Source organism: Mariprofundus aestuarium (assembly GCF_002795805.1).
Classification (GTDB): domain Bacteria; phylum Pseudomonadota; class Zetaproteobacteria; order Mariprofundales; family Mariprofundaceae; genus Mariprofundus; species Mariprofundus aestuarium.
Map to the genome: position 1 here is coordinate 1,652,201 of NZ_CP018799.1, position 19,327 is coordinate 1,671,527.

Below are 19,327 nucleotides of genomic sequence, written 5' to 3' on the forward strand. Positions count from 1 at the left end.
CCAAGGAGAAAGCATGGACAATACCTGTTCTAAAACCATACCTCCGAGATCTTTAGTTCACTCGCTGCCCGATTGCGCCTGATTGTATGTCACTGAACATCCCACGATAAATTTTGGAACCGCAACTCCTCTCCATTCATTACAGTGACCCGCTCTGGATAGCTACCGCTTTTCTGTGTGGGTTAGTGATCAGCCGGGTGGGTCTGCCGCCGATGGTCGGCTTTCTGGCAGCAGGATTTTTGCTCAACGCTCTGGGGGTGGAAGGTGGTGATTTCCTCAATGTCATGGCAGATCTTGGCATCACTCTGCTGCTATTCTCCATTGGTCTCAAGCTCAAGATAAAGTCGTTAGTCAGGCCCGAGGTGTGGGGTGTCGCGACACTACATATGGGCATGATCACGCTTCTGGTCGCCGCCATAATAATGGTACTCTCATATACCAGCCTGCCGCTTATTTCCGGCGTTGATATAGGGACAGCCCTACTCATCGGTTTCGCCATGTCTTTCTCCAGCACAGTATTCGCGGTAAAGATCCTCGACGAGATGGGTGCGACGAATGCCAGACATGGGCAGGTCGCGATTGGTCTGTTGGTGGTGCAGGACATCGCGGCAGTCGTATTTATTGCTGCCTCAATGGGTAAGTTACCTACGCCATGGGCGATGGCGTTGATTGGGCTGATTCCCCTGCGCTTCCTGATTTACAGGATACTCGACAGAGTCGGACATGGTGAGCTGCTGATTCTGTTCGGTATTGCACTAGCACTGGTCGGCGCGGATATCTTTGAATTGGTCGGTATCAAGGCAGATGTCGGAGCGCTGGTATTCGGGATGATGCTTGCAAACCACCCTAAAGCCAACGAGCTGTCGAAAGCTCTGCTTGGCCTCAAGGAGTTGTTTCTGGTGGGGTTCTTCCTCAGCGTCGGCATGACTACCCTGCCGGGTTGGAGTGAAGCGCTCATTGCGTTGCTGTTCGTCCTGATCTTGCCACTAAAAATAGCGATCTATTTCGGGCTCTTTAACCTGTTTCGCCTCAGGTCCAGCACCTCATTGCGCGCCTCACTCAACCTTGCAAACTACAGTGAGTTTGGTCTGATTGTCGGTGCTATAGCTGTCTCGGCAGGATGGTTACCAACAGAGTGGCTCGCTGTTTTTGCTGTCGTGATGTCGATCTCATTTATCGTTTCAGCACCATTGGTGAATGTCCGGGATAGGCTATATCAGGTATGGCGCCCATGGCTCAAACGGTTCGAACGCTCAGAGCGTCTTCCCGGAGAAGAGAACCTGGAGTTGGCGAGCATTAAGGTGGTGGTGTTCGGCATGGGGCGGATGGGAACTGCGGCCTACAACGTATTAGAGCCGGACTATGCTGCTAGCCTAATCGGTGTGGAGATAGAGCAGGAGAAGGCTATTAAGCACTCTGCAGAGGGGCGAAATGTCGTTAGCGGGGATGCGACCAATCCAGATTTCTGGACTCGCGCACCGGAATTGCTCGACAAACTGGAGTGGGTATTGCTGACCTTACCATCACAAAAGGCAAATATGGATGCCGCATTGCGACTTAAAGAGATGGGATATCAGGGGCGTATCGCTGCTACGACAAAATTCCGGGATGAGGAAGATGCTTTGAAGGCTATTGGCGTCGACCACACTTTCAATATCTACACCGAAGCTGGCTTGGGGTTCGCCAATGAACTACAGACTTTCGTGGGTAAATAGGTATTGAACCGACTCAATAACAGGAATTCACAGCACCGCCCATATACCCAACCATTATTGATCACAGATAGACAATTATTCCATGTCTGGCATACATATTGCAGGAACGCTAACCAGTGCAGTATAATCAGCACTATGACTTAATCTGCCGGAGGCGAGAGTGAAATATTGGATATTATCTCTTCTCTCAATCACATATTTCACACTGTTTCCTCTCCTGCTGCATGCAGATGAATCGGCTTTACTAGTATCGGGTAAAACCAGCTATTCATCCCAGACCAAATCGCTGTTCACACCCAAAGAAATGAAGTGGCTAGAGAGCAAACAACCTATTACTTATGTTTATGACCCGGACTGGGCTCCATTTGAATGGAAAAATGATATTGGCAATCACACCGGTATTATCTCTGATGTTTTAAACCTTATTAAGCAGAACACAGGTATCGAATTCATAGCTGTTAACACTGATACATGGGAAGAGTCAGTAGAACTCGTTAAAAGCGATAAAGCAGATATGTTCAGTGCTATAACCCAAAACAGCGCCAGGGAGGAGCACCTTTATTTCACATCTAGGGATATCTACTCATACCCTGCTGTTCTTATTACCAACTTTGATGATAAAGGTGTTTATCTCGACCCTGCAAAAGACTTTAAAGGAAAAACGATTGGTGTTGTTAAAGGCAGTGGTCTGGGGCAATACATCAAAGAGAAATACCCTGAGCTTGAATTCGTAGAACTTCCTGCCACACATGATGGATTTTCATCCGTACAAGACGGTAAGGTTGATCTGTTTGCCATCAATACAGTTACAGCCAAATATTATATAGAAAAGCAGGGATTTGATGATCTGAAAATTGCCCTGAAACTTGATTACCTCTATCACCTGAAAATTGCCCTGCGTAAGGATTTACCAGCTGAGATCATATCAATTTTAGATAAGTCACTGGCTCGCATCAGTGAGGAAGAGCTGAATGATATTTTCAACAAATGGACAGAGATATCTACTGAACACCATACTGACTGGAAACTCCTGCTTCAGATTGCTGCTACCCTGTTTATTGTCATTATATTTCTAATCATCAATAACCGAAGATTAAACATGAAGGTGAAAGCCCGAACAGAAGAACTCTCAACTGCAAACATTGAACTTGGCAATGCACTCAAGGAGATAAAAATCCTGCGCGGAATCATCCCAATCTGCTCTTATTGTCACAGTATTCGGGATGACAAAGAAACATGGCATAGGTTAGAAACATATTTATCAAACCATTCAGACGCCAGGTTCAGTCATTCCATCTGCCCAGAGTGCGCACCTAAAGTGCTTTTAGAAGCTCGTCTTGATGAAGAGGCACCCTGAAAGTAATCACTTCAAGCCTCTCCATTAGAGGTCATTCAGGTTCCTGATTCGTCAATTCATACCTATTCCTGTAGGATGCCGATCCTCGTAGTGAATTAGTTGACTCACGCATGCTGCGTTTAACTGATTTATACAGGAGTTTCATGTCTTCACTACGCGTTCGCTACCAAACCATGGAGTTTGGCCCTGCGGACATCCACGTCCGAACTTTAAGGGACAAGCAGGAGTTCTCTGACGATACCGGCATTGCCGAAAAGTTAGGGATTTCGTCCTCTACATGGCCACTGTTCGGTATCATCTGGCCTTCAGGGCAGGTGCTCGCACATCTCATGTCCGATTATCAAATTGCAGGAAAACGAATTCTGGAGGTCGGCTGTGGCATTGCGCTCTCATCTCTGGTGCTCAATCAACGAAATGCCGATATTACCGCTACAGATTACCACCCTGAAGCCGGAAACTTTCTTCAGGCAAACACTGAACTCAACGATGATAAAGACATCCCCTTTATTCGCACTGGATGGGAAGATAAAGATGATGGTTTAGGTGAATTCGATCTCATTATCGGCAGTGACCTGCTCTATGAGCGAGGCCATGCTGAAATGCTGTCAGAATTTATTGATCATCATGCCAAACCACAATGTGAAATAATCATTGTTGATCAAGGACGTGGGCATCATGCCCGCTTCAGCAAACAGATGGTGAAGCTTGGTTATTCGCATAGTCAGGGCAGGCCAGAAAACACCGAAGGGTATCTGGAAAAACCACTCCCAAAAGGACAGGTACTGCGCTACCAGCGCTAGCTCCACCGTACTCCCTATGATTTGATACCCGCTTAAGTTCACTGCAAGATAACGATCAAATGAAGAACCCAAACAGAGAGACGGCGTCCAATCTTGAGGAACTTCCGAATATAGGAAGGGCCATTGCTCGTGACCTCCACTCTATTGGAATTAACCATCCCAAAGAACTGATCGCGAAAAACCCTTTTCAACTTTATGATCAGCTTTGCCGCATATCAGGAAAAAAGCATGACCCCTGTGTAATTGATGTGCTTATGTCGGCCATCCACTTTATGGAAGGCGGCGAGCCACTGCCTTGGTGGTCATTTACAGATGAGCGCAAGAATACCGGCAATGGCACGATTGACTTCAGCATGCACAGAACCAAGCATCGCCTGCTAAATTTATCACCTGATGCAACCGATGTGGTGGCTTCATCCGAAGGAACATTAATCATGAGCATAGAAAAAGAACTGCAGACACGTAGCGAATCCAAATGTGAATTGTGTGGTGCTACCGATGAACTGGGTGTCTACGAAGTGCCCCCTACCTCTGATGGCAGTGCGGATCAGTGTATCTTGGCTTGCGAAATCTGTCGTGGGCAGATTGAGAACCCGGACACGGTAGATGCAAACCACTGGCGCTGCCTGAATGATTCCATGTGGAGCCAGGTGCCTGCGGTGCAGGTTATGGCGTGGCGCATGCTTACGCGCCTGCGTGCTGAGGGCTGGCCTCAGGATCTTCTCGATATGATGTATCTGGAAGATGAAACCCGTGCCTGGGCTGAAGCAGGTAGCGCCGAGGCTGTTGAAGAGAAGATTATTCATCGCGACAGCAACGGTGCAGTGCTTGAAGCCGGCGACACAGTAACACTGACTAAGGATCTTGATGTAAAAGGTTCAACCATTACGGCCAAGCGCGGCACGGCAGTACGTAATATCCGCCTTGTTCAGGATAACGCAGAACAGATCGAAGGACGCGTTGATGGCCAGCAGATCGTGATTCTGACCAAGTTCGTGAAGAAATAGAGCTGAACAAACTTCTAACCACAAGTACGCACATCCGCCCCGCTGTCCTGCAGGCTGCGGGGCGGATAGATGCATTCAAGCAAACCATCTTTGATTATCACTGCTCCCTTGTTACATTTCAGAACATGCCGGATTTATTACTGTCGCAAAAAGGGAGAACATCATGACTGACTGCCTATTTTGTAAAATTGCTGCCGGGGATATCCCCTCGAACAAGGTCTACGAGGATGAGAATTTCTTCGCCTTTCACGACATCCACCCCAAATCGCCGATCCATGTGCTGGTCATTCCGAAACTCCATCTGCAAAGCCTGGCCGATGCTACAGAGCAGGATACCGCGCTGCTCGGTCTGATGATGGATCGTGTGCGCCACATTGCCGATGCCGAATTGAAGCTTGGTGTTGGCTACCGTGTTGTCATCAATGTGCGTGAAGGTGGCGGCCAGGAAGTAGATCACATCCATGTCCATATTCTGGGCGGCAAGAAACTTCCATTTTGAAAAATCTGCCACTTTGAGCTTTCGCCCTAAACGCCCCCGCTCTAAACTCAAGGGAATACATGGAGATCTGTCCGAAATTCTCGGTGAGGAATCGCTGGGAAAACTGATGGGTATGGCACGCCTGCGCCGGGCATGGCCCGATATTGTCGGTCCCATGATGGCCACTCGAACTGAACCGATTGTGATCGAACCTATTGCCGATGATGGCTTCTGCCTCTGGGTTGCGGTTGATCACTCGATTATGGCACAGCAGATTCGATTCCTGCGCGATGATATTCGCAAGGCTTGCTTCAAACATGCGAAGATCGCCAACCTGCATAAAATCAGCACCCGCCTACAGCCGGGAGCAGGCATCAAACCCAAAGCGCCAAAACCTAAGGGCAGGCCTCTGAGCTTTAGTGAAAAACGCAGGGTTGCACAGGATGTCGCAGCCATTAAGAATCGCGACCTGCGAAGAGCTGCATATCAGGCTCATATCGCTGAAGTCGCATACGGGATGAACGAGGAGAATAGATGAAAAAACTGATTACAATGGCGATGATCGCCATCTTCGGCATCATGATTTCAGGCGTAGATATGGCTGATGCCAAACGCTTCGGCATGGGTTCAAGCTTTGGCAAACAGCGCATGAGCCAGCCTAAGTCGAACAGCTTTTCACAGCAGAAAGCAGCACCGCAGAAGCAGTCTGCCGCTGCTGGGCAGCGTGGTAGCGCCCGTACAGGCATGATGGGAATGATTGGCGGCCTGGCCCTTGGTGGCCTGCTCGGCGCCATGTTCTTTGGCGGCGCATTTGAAGGCATCAACATGTTCGACATCCTGTTAATCGGCGCCGGCATCATGCTGCTGATGTTCTTCCTGCGAAAACGTGCAGCAGCTGCACAACAATCCGCTTATTCAGGCGGCGCGAGATATAGTGAGCCTTCCGTCAGCTCTTTTCCGGGCAGCAACAGCGATGCTGATGCCGTACAGGAGGAGTTCGATTTTCAGGATCAGAGCCGCGAGCCAGTCGGCAGTGCTGTGCGTCCTGAGGTTGATGCGAACCATTTTGTTCCTGCAGCCAAAGAGATATACATACGTATGCAGAAAGCATGGGACTCCGGTGACATCGAGGATATCCGTAAGTTCTGCACCCCTGAAATTGCCGATCGCATATCCCGCGATATGAGTCCAAACAGCGAGAACCGCACTGAGGTTGCTACGCTCAATGCCGAGATTGCTGACAGCTGGATTGAGTCGGATATGGAGTGGGTAGCAGTAAACTACTCCGCCATGCTGCGTGAGCAGACAGTGGATCACACCGGAGCCACGGTTGAAGACCAGACGGCTGAGGTCAACGAAGTTTGGATTTTCCAGCACACCCCGAATTCGGATGATCCAACCTGGTATCTGGCTGGGATTCAGCAAGCCCACTAATCAGGCAGCTCAAACTCAAGTAAAAAGGCTGGCGGGGAATCCCGACCAGCCTTTTTTATTCATCTCAAACTCTGATCATTCTTTTGGGTCATTCACCTCATCGGAGTTGTCTCCCTCTTTGGGGCTCTTCCGTATCATCAGATTAACCATAACCAGGCCGATAAACCCGACAGTGGCAATCAAGCTTGAAAGGATCAGCCATATGAGCCTTAAAGCCTCAGCACTGAGGAACCAGCCCACCAGAAACAGGATAACTCCAATACTATAGGGAATAAGCAGAGCCCAGCCGCCTTTTTCAATGCACGTTTTCATCATGCCGCTCTTCTCGCAGCAATCCATACAATGCTTCATCATGCTGCCCATCTTCTTGCCGCATCTAGAGCAGACCTCTTTCACTGGGCCCATCTTCTCGCCACATGTCTCACAGGCCTCTTTTACGGCATCCACTTTCTCGCCGCATGACGCGCAGAATTTCTCAAAATCGCTTTGTTCGCTTACCGGGGGAACTTTCTCGTTAGGATCAGGACTCATAATTCAATCCTCCTGTACATATTATTATAGCAGCTGCACCATGATTTTGCTGACGGTGGCAATAAAAAACCTGACAGGCAATAGAGATATTTTCTCCAATCTGCTAAAGTAAAGGTGTGGCTGTAACTTATTCAATAATAACTGTTTGATTCAAGGAGGGTAAGGTGTTCAACTTACGACGCATCCAGACTTTCATTTCTCAGGCAACGCCCCTGCTTGTTGCTGCAGTTCTTTGCTTGCCCGCTTCAGCTCAAGCAGAAGCTGTCGGCCAGTTCTCCGCAACCCTAAACAAGGTTGATCATCTCCGAACAGGTGCAACCGAAGCGGTAGAGGCAAAGGTCGGCAGTGGTGTGGAACTTAAGGATCTCGTCACAACACTGGAGCGATCCCGGGCACAGGTTACCTTCGTGGACGAGACAGTGCTCAGGATTGCCTCCTCCTCTCAGGTTGAAGTTACCGAATTCATGTTTGACAACAGTAAGCTGCAGAGTGGCTCCATCAAAATGATACGTGGCACACTGCGCTCAATCGTTCACCATACCGATGCTGGAGATGCCCAGTTTGAAGTGAGAACCCCTACGGCGGTAGCAGCAGTTCGAGGAACGGATTTTTTTACTATTGTGATGGGAAACATCACCCGATTTGTCTGCAATCAGGGACAGGTTGAGATCAGGAATATCAATCCCGGCGTGGCTGGCGCGCAGATGTGTGCTATCGGACAAACCGTGGATGTCAGTCAGGGCCAGCCCCCAACACCGCCAAGCCCTACCGACCCAAAGCTTCTTGATCAGCTGATTAAGGCTACAGACATAGCTACGCCAACAGCGGGTGATCCCTCCCCTCCACAGGGTCCTGGAGGAGTGGAGGAAGTCGTAGCGGCAACTGAAGGAACGGGTGTCGGCGCAGCTGCAACAGCTCTGGGCGTTGCAGCCATAGGTGCAGTTGCAGTAGGTAGTGTCTCTACTGGCGGAGTGCCAACAGGTGCAATTCCGGGTGCTGTCACAGTTACTGTTGAGGACTCCATCTATGTGATGCAGGCATGGATGCCACCTCCTGCAGGGGGAGCAATCACAATGACCTATGGTGTTCCTTCAGGTTCTGATGCCGGCAATGTCATGACTGTCACACGCAATGCAGGTGGCAATATCACAAGCGTCAGAATTCAGGGTACGCATGCAACTAACTTACCTTTCGCAACAGCTACGGGAGCATTCGACTACACCTTCAACACTGCGGTGGCCACCAATGAGCTTGCACTCGGTGGTGCCGCTACAGATAGCCCCGCTGCAGTGGGAGCAGGTCCCAACTCGGTCGTCATCAACCAGATTGGAAACCTACCCGCTGTAACAGGTTATCAATATGCCTCACTATTCCACTGGGGTGTCGAGACAACCGCTACGCCAGGAAACTGGCTGGCAGGTATCGGCGTATTCGGCACACTGACACCTGTAGCTTCGGTTCCTGCTGTAGGCACTGCCACCTATGCCGGCCTTGCCCAAGGTTGGTACTATCCGCCCGCAGCCACGCCACCAGCAGGTCTTCCTACAGTAGAATCACTCTTCACAGCTGACCTGACCGCCAATGTAGACTTTGCTTTAGGGGAGATGGCAATCACCACTATAAACTCACAAACATCACCAGTTGGTGGTCCTCTAGCATACACCGCGGCTCCAAACCTGAATCTGGCCGCGCCAGTAGTGCTTCTTAACGCCGGAGCCAATCGCAACACATTTACAGCCATAGAAACTGTTACAAATCCAGCAGGCATGGCAGGTACTATTCAGGGGGGGTTCTTTGGGCCAGCCACCAAGGCACCTCTAACAGGAGCTAACAATGTACCAGCCAATATCGGTGGCAGCCTTACCCTTACGGGTGGCGGAGCTTCAATGGTGGGTGTATTCGTCGGTCAATAAGCTGCAACGACTGAACATTGAGGGAGCGGCCTTGTAAGGAGGCCGCTTTTCTAGGGAGGGGAAAATGCTTGTTCGGATGTTGGGGACACTGGTGATATGCGCCATTCCTTTTTCTGGTTATGCCGAAGAGTCCGTATCTACATCCATCCCGACAGCAGGTGTTGCATCGTCCCCCGAGAAAACTCATCTTAATAACTACTCCCAAGCCACCCCTGAGGAGCTTGCACAGGTCGCCACACAGCTGCTGGTAGAGGGAAATCCTGAACTGGCAGGCATTGTAGTGGCAGAGCTGCTAAAGAAACCGAGCCCACCTATGCAGGCATTGTTCATCGCAGGAAAACTGGCTGAACTGCGCGGTGACTGGAAAACAGCCATCAAGTTCTACCGCACCATGCTTGAACGTGATTCATCTGTTCTGCGCGTGCGACTGGATCTGGCCCGCGCGCTGCTCATGATAGGCGATACCGAGGCATCCCAGCACCATTTCCAGCGTGTACTCGGCGAGCCGGGACTACCTGAAGGCGTACGCAAAAATGTGCTTCTGTTTATCAACCAGATCGAACGCCTCACCTTCAGCCAGATGCTCTCATTTGAAATCCTTGGCGACAGTAACGTTAATCAGGCTACGGCAAGTGAAGCTGTCATCATTGGCGGCCGTCGCTTTGTCCTCAGTCCCACTGCAAGACAGCAGAGCGGCAAAGGCATTGGTATCAACTGGCAGGGACAGTACCGCTTTGGTGAATCGCGGCAATTCAGCCTGCGCGGTATCGTACAGCACCAGAACTACCCATCTACCAACCAGTACAACCTGACCTATCTGATGGGATTTACGGGCTGGACGATGCAGTGGAGTCCGGGCCACTCAACATCCTTTGAAGCCGGCTGGCATGCTTCATTCTATGGCGGCCGCGACCTGTTCGACGGCGCAGCATTCCGCATCTCTGACCTCTATCGCACGATTGGCGGCTGGACCGTGAATCCTGCCATCGAGAGCAAACAACTGCGTTATCCCGATTACCCACTTCGCGATGGCTGGCAGCACTGGCTGACACTGGATACCTCCAAGGCTACCGCGAGTGGTATTGTGTGGAATGCTGGCGCAAGCATCGGGCGCAATAGCGCACGCGATGATATTTATAATTTCATCTCATCCGGAGCAAAAGCGGGCGTTTCCGCAGAGCTACCTTTGAAACTGAATGCCTCGTTGATGCTTGATTATCTGGAAACCCGTTATTCGTTGGCTGACCCCTTCTTTGGTAAAAAAAGGCAGGAAAAGAAGCAATCGGTAGAGCTTGCCATTACCACGCTGGCGTTAAGCGTGGGCGGCTTTGCACCTAGAATCATGCTTGGTCATGTGAAAAATCGGTGTAACATTGATCTGTATCGGTATCAGAGAACATATGGCAAGGTATCATTTGTACGCGATTTTTGATCTCTATTTTGTTAATCGGGCAAATTATCTCCTGCCCTGAGGGGTGGCGTTATGGCCGGAAACAACAGCAATGAAACACCCACTGACCTGCTTCTTGTCTTCATGAGGCTGGAGTAATATGCGGGCAGTTAAGCAAAAAAGCCCCTACTTCCTGCTGGCCTCGATGATTGTTGCCGTTGCCATCTTTGTAACGGTCAGTCCGCCCATGTTTGTCGACTACCTGGAGTCCAAGACGTTCGACATCCGCACCTTGCTGCGCGGTGAACGGTCAGTCAGGCCTGACATTGCCATCGTTGCCATCGATGACAAGACACTGGAGCAACTCGACCTGAATATCTGGACTCGGGAATATATGGCCGCACTGGTCGATAAACTTGCATTAATGCAACCGAAGGTGATCGGCATTGATTACCTCTACCAGCTTCCGGAGATGAACAAAGGGCTGCAATCAGTCCGCGAACTCAATCTGGCTTACCAAGCCTTGCCACAGGCGGATAAGGCTTTTCTTGGAAAGCTGCAAACACTGGAGCAGCTCAACGATGTTGATGCGGCTTTGATTAGGGCTGTCAAAAAGGCAGGAAATGTTGTTCTGGCCTTTGCTCCGCATGTATTCGAAGCCATGTCATCGGTTGACAGCAAGCAGGTATCTCAGCTTCCGGAGTACATGCCATGGTATGCATTCATGCTGACCAAGCCTGGCCCAGCCTACAAACCAGTAGTGGCTCAAACAGCCCTGACCCCATTTGAAGGACTGGCAGAGGCGGCTGCATCTATCGGCCACGTCTACTCCCTTTACGATCAGGATGGAGCCATTCGCTGGGAGCCTCTTTACGTCAAAATCGGTCCGGATATTTATCCTTCGTTTGGACTTGAAATCGCAAGAATATTCAAAGAACTGAGACAGCAGGATGTGAAGGTAATCACTGGTGACCGGATCATTCTGGGAGAGAAGATTGACCTGCCAACGGATATTTCCGGCCGTATCCTGATCAACTATCCGGGCAAGCGCAAAAGGTTCACCACCTATTCGGCCATCAATATCCTTGAAGGAACCATTCCCGTATCTGAACTGAAAGAGAAAATTGTATTGATCGGTGCCACAGCGCTTGGCACTGGCGATATCCATGTCACGCCATTTACCGAACTAGCCGGTGTTGAGAAGCAGGCCACTGTGGTTGAAAACATTCTCAGTCTCAATTACATGGTGAAAGAGGAGATGACTACGCTGATTGATATAGGCGCGATCATCTGTTTTGCCTTCGTTATGGCGCTGGTCGTCCCCTACTTCGGTGCATTCGCAAGCGGCCTCTTCTTCGGATTTCTTCTTATTGTCTATCTCGGACTCACTCAGTACGCATTTGTGGCCCATAACATCTGGGTGCATGTGGTTGTGCCAGCACTCACCTTGAGCATTCTTTATACAACCTTGACGACCTACCGCTTCTTTACTGAAGAGAACAGAGCAAGGCATATTCGCTCGATTTTTTCCAGTTATACCACTGAGAAGGTAGTTGATGAGATGATTGAACATCCAGAAATGCTGAAGCTTGGCGGCGTGCGTAAAAATGTAACCGTACTTTTTTCTGATGTGCGCGGTTTCACCACCTTTTCGGAGAATCATACGCCCGAAGAGGTAGTAGAGGTATTGAACGAATTCCTGGCGGCAATGACCGATGTGATTATGCACTGGAATGGAACGCTCGATAAATTTGTCGGTGACGAAATTATGGCTTTCTGGGGCGCTCCGGGGGAACAGGAAAACCATGCTGAACTGGCCACGCACTGCGCGATGCATATGCTGCATCGCCTCTATGAGCTACAGGAGAAGTGGGAATCTGAGGGTAAGGAGAAACTGGATATTGGTATTGGTCTGAACAGTGGTGAGGTAGTTGTCGGCAATATCGGCTCCGAATCCAAGAAGATGGATTACACGATCATTGGCGATGCGGTAAACCTGGGTGCACGCGTTGAGGCCTTAACCCGCAACTTCAATGTCCATCTGATGATCACCGAGTTCACCTTAGCCGAGATCAGCCACCTGTTGCCTGATGAAAATGGCAAAGGAAAAGAGGGTGGTCTGGGACACCTGCAACCCAGGCGTTTGGACGAGGTTAAGGTTAAGGGTAAACAGAAGCCTGTTGTTGTTTATGAGTTGGTTGACCTGGAACTGGATTCACGCCCCCTTTAGAAGCATATGACTAAAACAGGTTACAACCTGCTCCCATGCTGGCTCATCCACGATTCCAGATTTCGCTTGGAAGAAGCAGTTGGCTCCTCCTCCAGCGCCTTAATGAGATCACCCTCAAACAGATACCTGGCCTCTCCATCAACCACAAGATCAGGGGCTCCTTTTAACGTATAAGTCATTCGCCATCGCCTGGTTAAACGATCGCCATCCGTAACAGGAGGCGACAGCGCAATGAGGGTGCGGTTATCGAATCGTCGATCTGTGTTTGAAACATCTGCTTTCAGGTAATCCAGAATGGCTTTGCGCCCTTTGCATTTGGGATCGGGAGATCCAACGTTTTGGTACGTAGCATCCTCTGCAAAGTAATCTTCTAGCCTCGACCAATCATCATCGCGCAGAGTTGCCTCAAAATCGCGTGCGAAATCCTCAAATATTTTAACGATCTTCTTCATAAGCACTCTCCTGGTGTTAAAGAAGCTGGTTCCAATTATCCGGCCAGAGAGCTTTAAGCTCGAGGGGTTTGCCTGTAACCGGATGGTTAAAACGCAGCCGCCAGGCGTGCAGCATCAGTCCGCGACCACCAAGGGATTTATAAGAAGCTAACTCTTCCTTTCCAGCATATTTAGTGTCGCCAAGAATGGAGTGACCTTCGTTCTGTAGTTGTACGCGCAGTTGATGGGTGCGACCGCTGTGAGGATTGAGTGCAACCATCGCGTAATCAAAATCATCAGACTCATACTCAATCATCACCTGATAGTCGGTGACTGACTCCTTCCCCTCCTCACTATCAATCACCATCCGCTCACCGCCTTGCACCACGCCCTTGGCAAGCTTGGAGGTCATCCGCCCGGCATGGGCGAACGGGTGACCGGCAATCAGGGCGAAATAGGTTTTCTGCATATCGCGTTCGCGGAATGATTCGGTTAACCGGCGCAACGCCTCGAGATTCTTTGCCATTAAAAGCACGCCTGAGGTATCGCGATCAAGCCGGTGAGCAAGCCTGAGGTCGGATAGACCGCGTAACTCCTTCAGTGCTTCAATCAGTCCGCCTTCGTGACCGGATCCCCCATGCACAACGAGTCCCGCCGTTTTATTCACCACCAGAAGCCAATCATCCTCAAAAAGCACAGGCATCGCCTCTACCTTTCTCAAAAGGGATGCAGGGATCGCTGCTTTTTCAAGCTGCTGCTCAGGTTCGCGCAGACTGACAGGCAGAAAAATGAGGTCACCGCATGCAACATGCACCTCCGGTTTCACCCGTTTTTTGTTTACGCGCACATTGCCCTTGCGAATAAGCCGCAGGATCAGTGAGCGACGCGATGCCCCCAGATGACGGATCAGCACCCGATCCAGGCGGCTTCCATCTTCGTTTTGATCTACTGTTAAGGTACCGTTTTCGTGCATTTTTCTTGCCAAACCGCCTTTGGGCTATAGAGTCGCGTCGGAATGCAGCGAGCTCCGTGTTATCCTGCATCACACGACAATCACCAACGCACAGGCAATAGTAGTGATTTGTACTCGGGAATCCCAGCCTCCGACTTAGTAGATGGCAGGGTCACTTTTCATCCCGGTATTGCTCTGAGCGTAAAGATGTTATGTGATCGTTTGCCAACGTTGAGCCTGCATAAATTAAAGAAAGTGTTTGAAAGACTTGAAGCTTACCAACCCGATTTAGCGAGGATGGAAGCGAACATAGATGTGACTGAATAGACCATAATTTCAATAGCTGTAAGGGTTTCTCTATACCAAATACAGCGGGCTATTCCGCCGTTTGGCAGGGCTGTTCGTGTGAACTGGCATACTGCCGATCTGTAGAAGACAGGTCTCTCAAACGCCAAAAGGATGATGGCGTGACTGAATCAAAAAAACTCATGCTCATCAGTGCTGTTCACGACGAAGAGAGTCGTGTCGCCATTGTTGAGGACGGTTACCTGCACGAACTGGATATAGAATCAGCCAGCAAGGCACTGACTAAAAGTAACATTTACAAGGGTAAAATCACCAAGGTAGAGGCAAGCCTGCAGGCAGCTTTTGTCGAATACGGCTCTGCCCGTCAGGGTTTCCTGTCACTGAACGAGATCCACCCTGATTACTGGAAGGATGGCGTTGATAAAAATGCCAATCCACGGAACCTCTCGATTCAGGACATACTGCAACCGAAACAGGAGATCCTGGTTCAGGTGGTCAAAGAAGAGCGGGGCAATAAAGGCGCTGCACTAACCACCCAGATTTCACTGGCCGGCCGCTATCTGGTACTGAGCCCTAACACCACACGCGGCGGCATTTCCCGCAAACTATCTGATGAAGATCGCCGCTCAATGAAAGAGATTCTATCACAACTGGAAGTTCCAGATAATATGGGGCTTATCATCCGCACCGCTGGCAAGGATCAGAACCTTGAGGCTCTGCAGCGTGACTACTCTTACCTGCGCCGATTGTGGGACGAAATCCGCATCAAGAGCGAAACCACACCTTCCCCTGCCCTTATCTACCTCGAAGGTGATCTGGCCACCCGCGCTATTCGTGACCACTTTTCCGATGATGTGCAGGAGATCTGGGTTGATAACCATGAAGTTTATACCCACACCAAAGCATTTGTGCATGCCGTACTCCCGGGTAAGGAGAAGCTGGTTAAACTCTATCGTGGCAAGAAACCACTGTTCCGTAGCTACGGTATTGAACAGCAGTGCGAAGAGGTACATGAGCGCGAAATTCGTCTGCCAACTGGCGGCTCCATCGTACTCGACCCAACCGAAGCACTAACTGCGATCGACATCAACTCAGCACGTGCCACCAAAGGCAAACATATCGATGATACCGCACTTGCAATCAACCTGGAGGCTGCAGAAGAGATTGCCCGCCAACTGCGCATCCGCGATATTGGTGGCCTGATCGTGATTGACTTTATCGACATGGCCAGCCGCAAACACGGCCAGCAGGTTGAAGAGACACTGCGCAAGGCATGCAAGGGAGATAAGGCCCGCATCCAGTTTGCCCGCATCTCCCGCTTTGGGCTTCTCGAGATGTCACGTCAGCGACTGCATCCGTCGGTGCGTGAGTCGACCACCGAGCCCTGCCCTCGCTGTCAGGGGCGCGGCTCGATCCGTGTTGTCGAATCAATGGCATTACAGATGCTTACACGCATGGAAGATTGGGCCGAAGTGGGTAAGAAACCGACGCTGATCGTACAGGTACCATCGGACACCGGCGAATACCTGATGAACAACAAGCGGGCCAATATCGCACGCATTGAAGAGGTGTATGAGGTTCAGATCACCCTTCAGATCCGTCCGGACTTGGATATTCCGCATTACCGCATCGAGCGTCAGTGGAGTGAAAATAACCAGCAGCGCGTTGAGGTGCTTGAAGACACAACCAAGCGTATCAAGCCACCGCGCTCCGGTCGCAAGCTCAAGCCTGTGAAACCAGTTGTGGGCATCCCTACTCCGCCTCCACCTGAGCCGGAAGAGAAGAAGGATGGGCCGCTTAAGACATTAATCAATATGCTCACCGGCGCAAAGCGCAAGGAGAAGCTGCAGAAACAGGCTGAAGAGGAAGAGCTTCGCCTGAAAAAGGAAGCTGAAAGTACACGCAGGCGCCGTGGTGGCAGTGGTGGTGGCAGAAACCGTCGTCGCCCTTCGCCTGACAAGAGCAATGAAGAGAGCACTTCAGCCCAAAGCGGCCAGCAGAAAGGTGAAGCCCAGAAGCCGAAACGCAAACGCACGCCTAAACCCAAGACAGAAAAACCTGAAGCCGAAAAAATTACGGCCAGTGATGGCGGTGAGGCTACTGAGGGCAAACCACGCAGGCGCAGGCGCAGGCGTAGGCGTCCTGCCGGAAGTGAAGGTGGGGCAACACAAAACCAGGGGCAAGATTCTGGTGCAACTGCACAGCCTTCTCAGTCCAATGAACAGAGCTCCACCCCAGCTAAAGAACAGAGACCTGCAAACATTCAGGAAAAAAAACCTGAATCCGTTTCATCTCAAGGCGAGTGAGCAAGAGTGATTCACCCGATCCCATGATCATCTGCGCAAGCAGTGATCAGGATGGTAAGCGAGCAGATGCGGTTCTGGCTTCAGGCAGTGGCCTGAGCCGGAACCATATCCAGCAACTACTTAAGGATAATCATATTCTTGATAGCAATGGGGAGCCATTCACACAGCCCTCCAGACGCGTTCATGAGGGCGATGTTTTTACCATAAAGCTGCCGCCCATCCAGTCGCTTGAAATGTGTGGTGAAGATATTCCCTTGGATGTCCTGTTTGAGGATGAACATCTTCTGGTGATTAATAAACCGGCAGGAATGGTCGTTCACCCTTCGCACGGCCACGACAAGGGAACCTTGGTTCATGCCCTTCTCCATCACTGCCCCAACCTTCCCGGTATAAACGGCAAGGAGAGGCCGGGTATTGTGCACAGGCTGGACAAGGATACCTCCGGCAGCCTGCTGGTTGCCAAAACCGAAATCAGCCATCGCAGACTCACTGAAATGTTTGCCACTCACGATCTGGATCGGCAGTACGTCGCTTGGTGCCGAGGCACGGTAAACTGGCGGGTAAAACGCATTGACCTTCCGCTTGGCAGGCATCCCCAGCAACGACAAAAGATGGCGGTAGTTCCCGGCGGCCGAGAGGCAATCACTGATGCATGCGTCGAACATACTTATGGGCCATTCAGCCAGATGCGTCTGAAGCTGCATACAGGACGCACCCATCAGATTCGTGTTCATCTCACACATGAAAAACTACCGATTCTCGGCGACCCGGTTTATGGACGAAGCTATAATCCCGGTTCCAATATCCCTGAACCATCGCGCAGCCTGATCCGGTCACTGACCAGACAGGCTCTGCATGCTGAGATATTGGCGTTCACGCATCCGGTCACAGGAGAAGCGCTGCATTTTAGTGCACCGCTACCCGATGACCTGCGCAAGCTCTCTCTCGCCCTAAAACAGAATTATGGCTGAAGAGGCACTGCTACGCTCCAGACTGTTTGAGCAGCACAACATCATCGGACTGTTCACACAACGGTCTGGCGGGGTCAGCCCTCAACCTTTTGACAGTTTCAACTTCGGTAGCGGGCTCGGTGATTCGGAATGTAATATCGAGAAAAACCTGAAGGTACTTGTAGAAATCTGCGGGCTCCCCAACCGCCCCCATCAGGCAAAACAGGTTCATGGTACAAACAGTCAGCTGTTTGTCGGCCCTGGCTGCATACACCCTGATGAAGCGGATATCCTGATAAGCAATCAGCAGGGAACAGCTCTGGGCGCCCGCACAGCAGACTGCCTGCCGGTTTTGCTGGCAGATCCTGAGGCTGGCATCATTGCTGCAGTCCATGCCGGCTGGCGCGGCACAGCAGCTTCTGTCGTCTGCCGTGGCGTGGCGGAGATGATCAAACTGGGAGCGAGTAAGGGAAAGATTATTGCCTCACTCGGCCCATGTATTGGTCCATGCTGTTTTAAGGTTGGAGAGGAAGCAGCAGATCAACTCTCCAACTGCTGCAAAGGTGCTGAAACCTGTATTTCACGCAGTAGTGATCTGCATGCAGATATTAGGTCCATTAACCGACTGCAATTGCTCCAGTGCGGACTACATGAGTCTCACATTGAGAGCTTTGATGCATGTACGGCATGCCATCCGAAACATTATTATTCCTATCGCAGAGACGGTGACAAAAGTGGCAGGCATCTGGGCGTTGTCGCACTGCCCGCGAATACGTAAACTCCGCAACTATGAAGATTCCCTTCCTCCTCCACTTATCCATGCTCTCCATCCTGGCGCTCCTTTCCTCCTGCGCCTCCGACGATGTCAAATATACCGAGGCAAAAGATGAGTACGCAGCAGCCAAAGAACAGGTTAACAAAGGGAATTATAATGAGGCCGCTGCCGATCTTGATAAGTTCAGTGCTAACTTTCCTTACAGCAGTTATGCGACCAAAGGAGAGCTGCTTCGAATCTTCGCCTCATACAAGGGAAAGGAGTTCATTCTTACCGAAACATTGAGCAATAGCTTTGTCGAGCGGCACCCGACACACGTCCATGTTGACTACGCCAAGTATATGCTGGCTATGAGCCACTACATGCAGAAAGGATCCGAGGAGCATGATCCGACACATAATAAACTGGCCATTGAGGGCTTTGAACAGCTGATCAAAGAGCACCCGGGAAGCCAGTATGCCAAAGATGGAAAATCCCGACTGCAAAAGCTCTACAATACGGTTGCCGAACACGAATTAGTCGTCGGTAAATACTATTTTGACCGCGAACGATATGTGGCAGCTGCCAACCGCTTCCAGAAGGTTGTTAAAGAGTACCAGACCACATCGGCCATCGAAGAGTCGCTCTACTACCTTGCCGCCAGTTATGCGGAAATGGGCATGTCAAAAGATGCCAGGCAGATGGCCATACTGCTCAGGCACAATTACCCGAAAAGCGACTGGAGCAGCAAGGTGAAAGAGTTCCTCTGATCT

Annotated in this window: 17 protein-coding genes and 1 pseudogene; 15 read left to right on the forward strand and 3 right to left on the reverse strand. The window is 50.7% G+C overall.

Translation table 11 applies throughout. The features are described from left to right. Positions 1–113 precede the first annotated feature (113 nt). The 8 genes and pseudogenes from Ga0123461_RS08050 to Ga0123461_RS08080 all read left to right on the forward strand — a co-directional run bounded on the left by Ga0123461_RS08050 (position 114) and on the right by Ga0123461_RS08080 (position 6,791). Positions 114–1,715: a cation:proton antiporter family protein gene (locus Ga0123461_RS08050; RefSeq protein ID WP_198507034.1), complete on the forward strand. Its 1,602-nt coding sequence runs from the start codon at positions 114–116 to the stop codon at positions 1,713–1,715. Positions 1,716–1,875: 160 nt separating this feature from the next. Then, positions 1,876–3,072: a transporter substrate-binding domain-containing protein gene (locus Ga0123461_RS08055; protein WP_100277863.1), complete on the forward strand. Its 1,197-nt coding sequence runs from the start codon at positions 1,876–1,878 to the stop codon at positions 3,070–3,072. Between the two features lie 143 nt (positions 3,073–3,215). Next, complete coding sequence (locus Ga0123461_RS08060; protein ID WP_100277864.1) at positions 3,216–3,872, forward strand: class I SAM-dependent methyltransferase; 657 nt, start codon at positions 3,216–3,218, stop codon at positions 3,870–3,872. A 59-nt stretch (positions 3,873–3,931) separates the two neighbouring features. Continuing rightward, a pseudogene (locus tag Ga0123461_RS12805) lies at positions 3,932–4,186 on the forward strand (helix-hairpin-helix domain-containing protein); the annotation flags it as partial. A gap of 120 nt (positions 4,187–4,306) precedes the next feature. Continuing rightward, positions 4,307–4,879 carry a PhnA domain-containing protein gene (locus Ga0123461_RS12810; protein ID WP_418289158.1) on the forward strand — a complete coding sequence of 191 codons (573 nt, stop codon included), beginning with the start codon at positions 4,307–4,309 and terminating at the stop codon, positions 4,877–4,879. A 163-nt stretch (positions 4,880–5,042) separates the two neighbouring features. Next, entirely contained in the window at positions 5,043–5,378 is a 336-nt protein-coding gene (locus Ga0123461_RS08070) for a histidine triad nucleotide-binding protein (RefSeq protein WP_100277866.1), read from the forward strand. After that, positions 5,341–5,895, forward strand: a complete 555-nt coding sequence (locus tag Ga0123461_RS08075) for a DciA family protein (RefSeq protein WP_232710094.1) — start codon at positions 5,341–5,343, stop codon at positions 5,893–5,895. Before Ga0123461_RS08070 ends, Ga0123461_RS08075 begins: the two co-directional genes overlap by 38 nt. Next, positions 5,892–6,791 (forward strand): Tim44 domain-containing protein, encoded by a 900-nt coding sequence (locus Ga0123461_RS08080; protein WP_100277868.1) that lies wholly within the window; start codon positions 5,892–5,894, stop codon positions 6,789–6,791. Before Ga0123461_RS08075 ends, Ga0123461_RS08080 begins: the two co-directional genes overlap by 4 nt. A gap of 75 nt (positions 6,792–6,866) precedes the next feature. Here the strand turns inward: Ga0123461_RS08080 and Ga0123461_RS08085 are convergent, their stop codons facing one another. Further along, positions 6,867–7,322 (reverse strand): hypothetical protein, encoded by a 456-nt coding sequence (locus Ga0123461_RS08085; RefSeq protein WP_100277869.1) that lies wholly within the window; start codon positions 7,320–7,322, stop codon positions 6,867–6,869. Between the two features lie 164 nt (positions 7,323–7,486). Here Ga0123461_RS08085 and Ga0123461_RS08090 point away from each other — a divergent pair, with 164 nt between their 5' ends. The 3 genes from Ga0123461_RS08090 (at position 7,487) to Ga0123461_RS08100 (ending at position 12,855) form a co-directional block, all read left to right on the forward strand. Further along, positions 7,487–9,235, forward strand: coding sequence for a FecR family protein (locus Ga0123461_RS08090; RefSeq protein WP_100277870.1), 1,749 nt, complete (start codon positions 7,487–7,489; stop codon positions 9,233–9,235). Positions 9,236–9,299: 64 nt separating this feature from the next. Beyond that, positions 9,300–10,667 carry a surface lipoprotein assembly modifier gene (locus Ga0123461_RS08095; RefSeq protein ID WP_100277871.1) on the forward strand — a complete coding sequence of 456 codons (1,368 nt, stop codon included), beginning with the start codon at positions 9,300–9,302 and terminating at the stop codon, positions 10,665–10,667. A 118-nt stretch (positions 10,668–10,785) separates the two neighbouring features. Continuing rightward, positions 10,786–12,855, forward strand: coding sequence for a CHASE2 domain-containing protein (locus Ga0123461_RS08100; protein WP_100277872.1), 2,070 nt, complete (start codon positions 10,786–10,788; stop codon positions 12,853–12,855). A gap of 20 nt (positions 12,856–12,875) precedes the next feature. Here Ga0123461_RS08100 and Ga0123461_RS08105 read toward each other — a convergent pair whose 3' ends face one another. Together Ga0123461_RS08105 and Ga0123461_RS08110 are read right to left on the reverse strand one after the other, a co-directional pair. Beyond that, positions 12,876–13,307, reverse strand: a complete 432-nt coding sequence (locus Ga0123461_RS08105) for a nuclear transport factor 2 family protein (protein ID WP_100277873.1) — start codon at positions 13,305–13,307, stop codon at positions 12,876–12,878. A gap of 16 nt (positions 13,308–13,323) precedes the next feature. Then, on the reverse strand, positions 13,324–14,259 hold the full coding sequence (locus Ga0123461_RS08110) for an RluA family pseudouridine synthase (RefSeq protein ID WP_232710095.1): 936 nt from the start codon (positions 14,257–14,259) through the stop codon (positions 13,324–13,326). A gap of 446 nt (positions 14,260–14,705) precedes the next feature. On the opposite strand from Ga0123461_RS08110, the gene Ga0123461_RS08115 reads away from it, so the two are divergent. Genes Ga0123461_RS08115 through Ga0123461_RS08130 form a run of 4 tightly spaced genes read left to right on the forward strand, consistent with a single transcriptional unit; the run spans position 14,706 to position 19,324 of the window. Beyond that, positions 14,706–16,850 carry an Rne/Rng family ribonuclease gene (locus Ga0123461_RS08115; RefSeq protein WP_232710096.1) on the forward strand — a complete coding sequence of 715 codons (2,145 nt, stop codon included), beginning with the start codon at positions 14,706–14,708 and terminating at the stop codon, positions 16,848–16,850. Then, entirely contained in the window at positions 16,847–17,821 is a 975-nt protein-coding gene (locus tag Ga0123461_RS08120) for an RluA family pseudouridine synthase (protein ID WP_232710098.1), read from the forward strand. The genes Ga0123461_RS08115 and Ga0123461_RS08120 overlap by 4 nt, the downstream gene beginning before the upstream one ends. Beyond that, the gene (pgeF, locus tag Ga0123461_RS08125) at positions 17,814–18,578 is read left to right on the forward strand and encodes a peptidoglycan editing factor PgeF (protein WP_100277875.1); all 765 of its coding nucleotides are present in this window, start codon (positions 17,814–17,816) and stop codon (positions 18,576–18,578) included. Before Ga0123461_RS08120 ends, pgeF begins: the two co-directional genes overlap by 8 nt. An 11-nt stretch (positions 18,579–18,589) precedes the next feature. Further along, positions 18,590–19,324, forward strand: a complete 735-nt coding sequence (locus Ga0123461_RS08130) for an outer membrane protein assembly factor BamD (protein ID WP_232710099.1) — start codon at positions 18,590–18,592, stop codon at positions 19,322–19,324. Positions 19,325–19,327: the final 3 nt, after the last annotated feature.

Coding starts and splice junctions, on each gene's coding strand:
- Ga0123461_RS08060 (WP_100277864.1), top strand. CDS start 3,216: ATGTCTTCACTACGCGTTCGCTACCAAACCATGGAGTTTGGCCCTGCG.
- Ga0123461_RS12810 (WP_418289158.1), top strand. CDS start 4,307: ATGAGCATAGAAAAAGAACTGCAGACACGTAGCGAATCCAAATGTGAA.
- Ga0123461_RS08070 (WP_100277866.1), top strand. CDS start 5,043: ATGACTGACTGCCTATTTTGTAAAATTGCTGCCGGGGATATCCCCTCG.
- Ga0123461_RS08075 (WP_232710094.1), top strand. CDS start 5,341: ATGTCCATATTCTGGGCGGCAAGAAACTTCCATTTTGAAAAATCTGCC.
- Ga0123461_RS08080 (WP_100277868.1), top strand. CDS start 5,892: ATGAAAAAACTGATTACAATGGCGATGATCGCCATCTTCGGCATCATG.
- Ga0123461_RS08085 (WP_100277869.1), bottom strand. CDS start 7,322: ATGAGTCCTGATCCTAACGAGAAAGTTCCCCCGGTAAGCGAACAAAGC.
- Ga0123461_RS08095 (WP_100277871.1), top strand. CDS start 9,300: ATGCTTGTTCGGATGTTGGGGACACTGGTGATATGCGCCATTCCTTTT.
- Ga0123461_RS08100 (WP_100277872.1), top strand. CDS start 10,786: ATGCGGGCAGTTAAGCAAAAAAGCCCCTACTTCCTGCTGGCCTCGATG.
- Ga0123461_RS08105 (WP_100277873.1), bottom strand. CDS start 13,307: ATGAAGAAGATCGTTAAAATATTTGAGGATTTCGCACGCGATTTTGAG.
- Ga0123461_RS08110 (WP_232710095.1), bottom strand. CDS start 14,259: ATGCACGAAAACGGTACCTTAACAGTAGATCAAAACGAAGATGGAAGC.
- pgeF (WP_100277875.1), top strand. CDS start 17,814: ATGGCTGAAGAGGCACTGCTACGCTCCAGACTGTTTGAGCAGCACAAC.
- Ga0123461_RS08130 (WP_232710099.1), top strand. CDS start 18,590: ATGAAGATTCCCTTCCTCCTCCACTTATCCATGCTCTCCATCCTGGCG.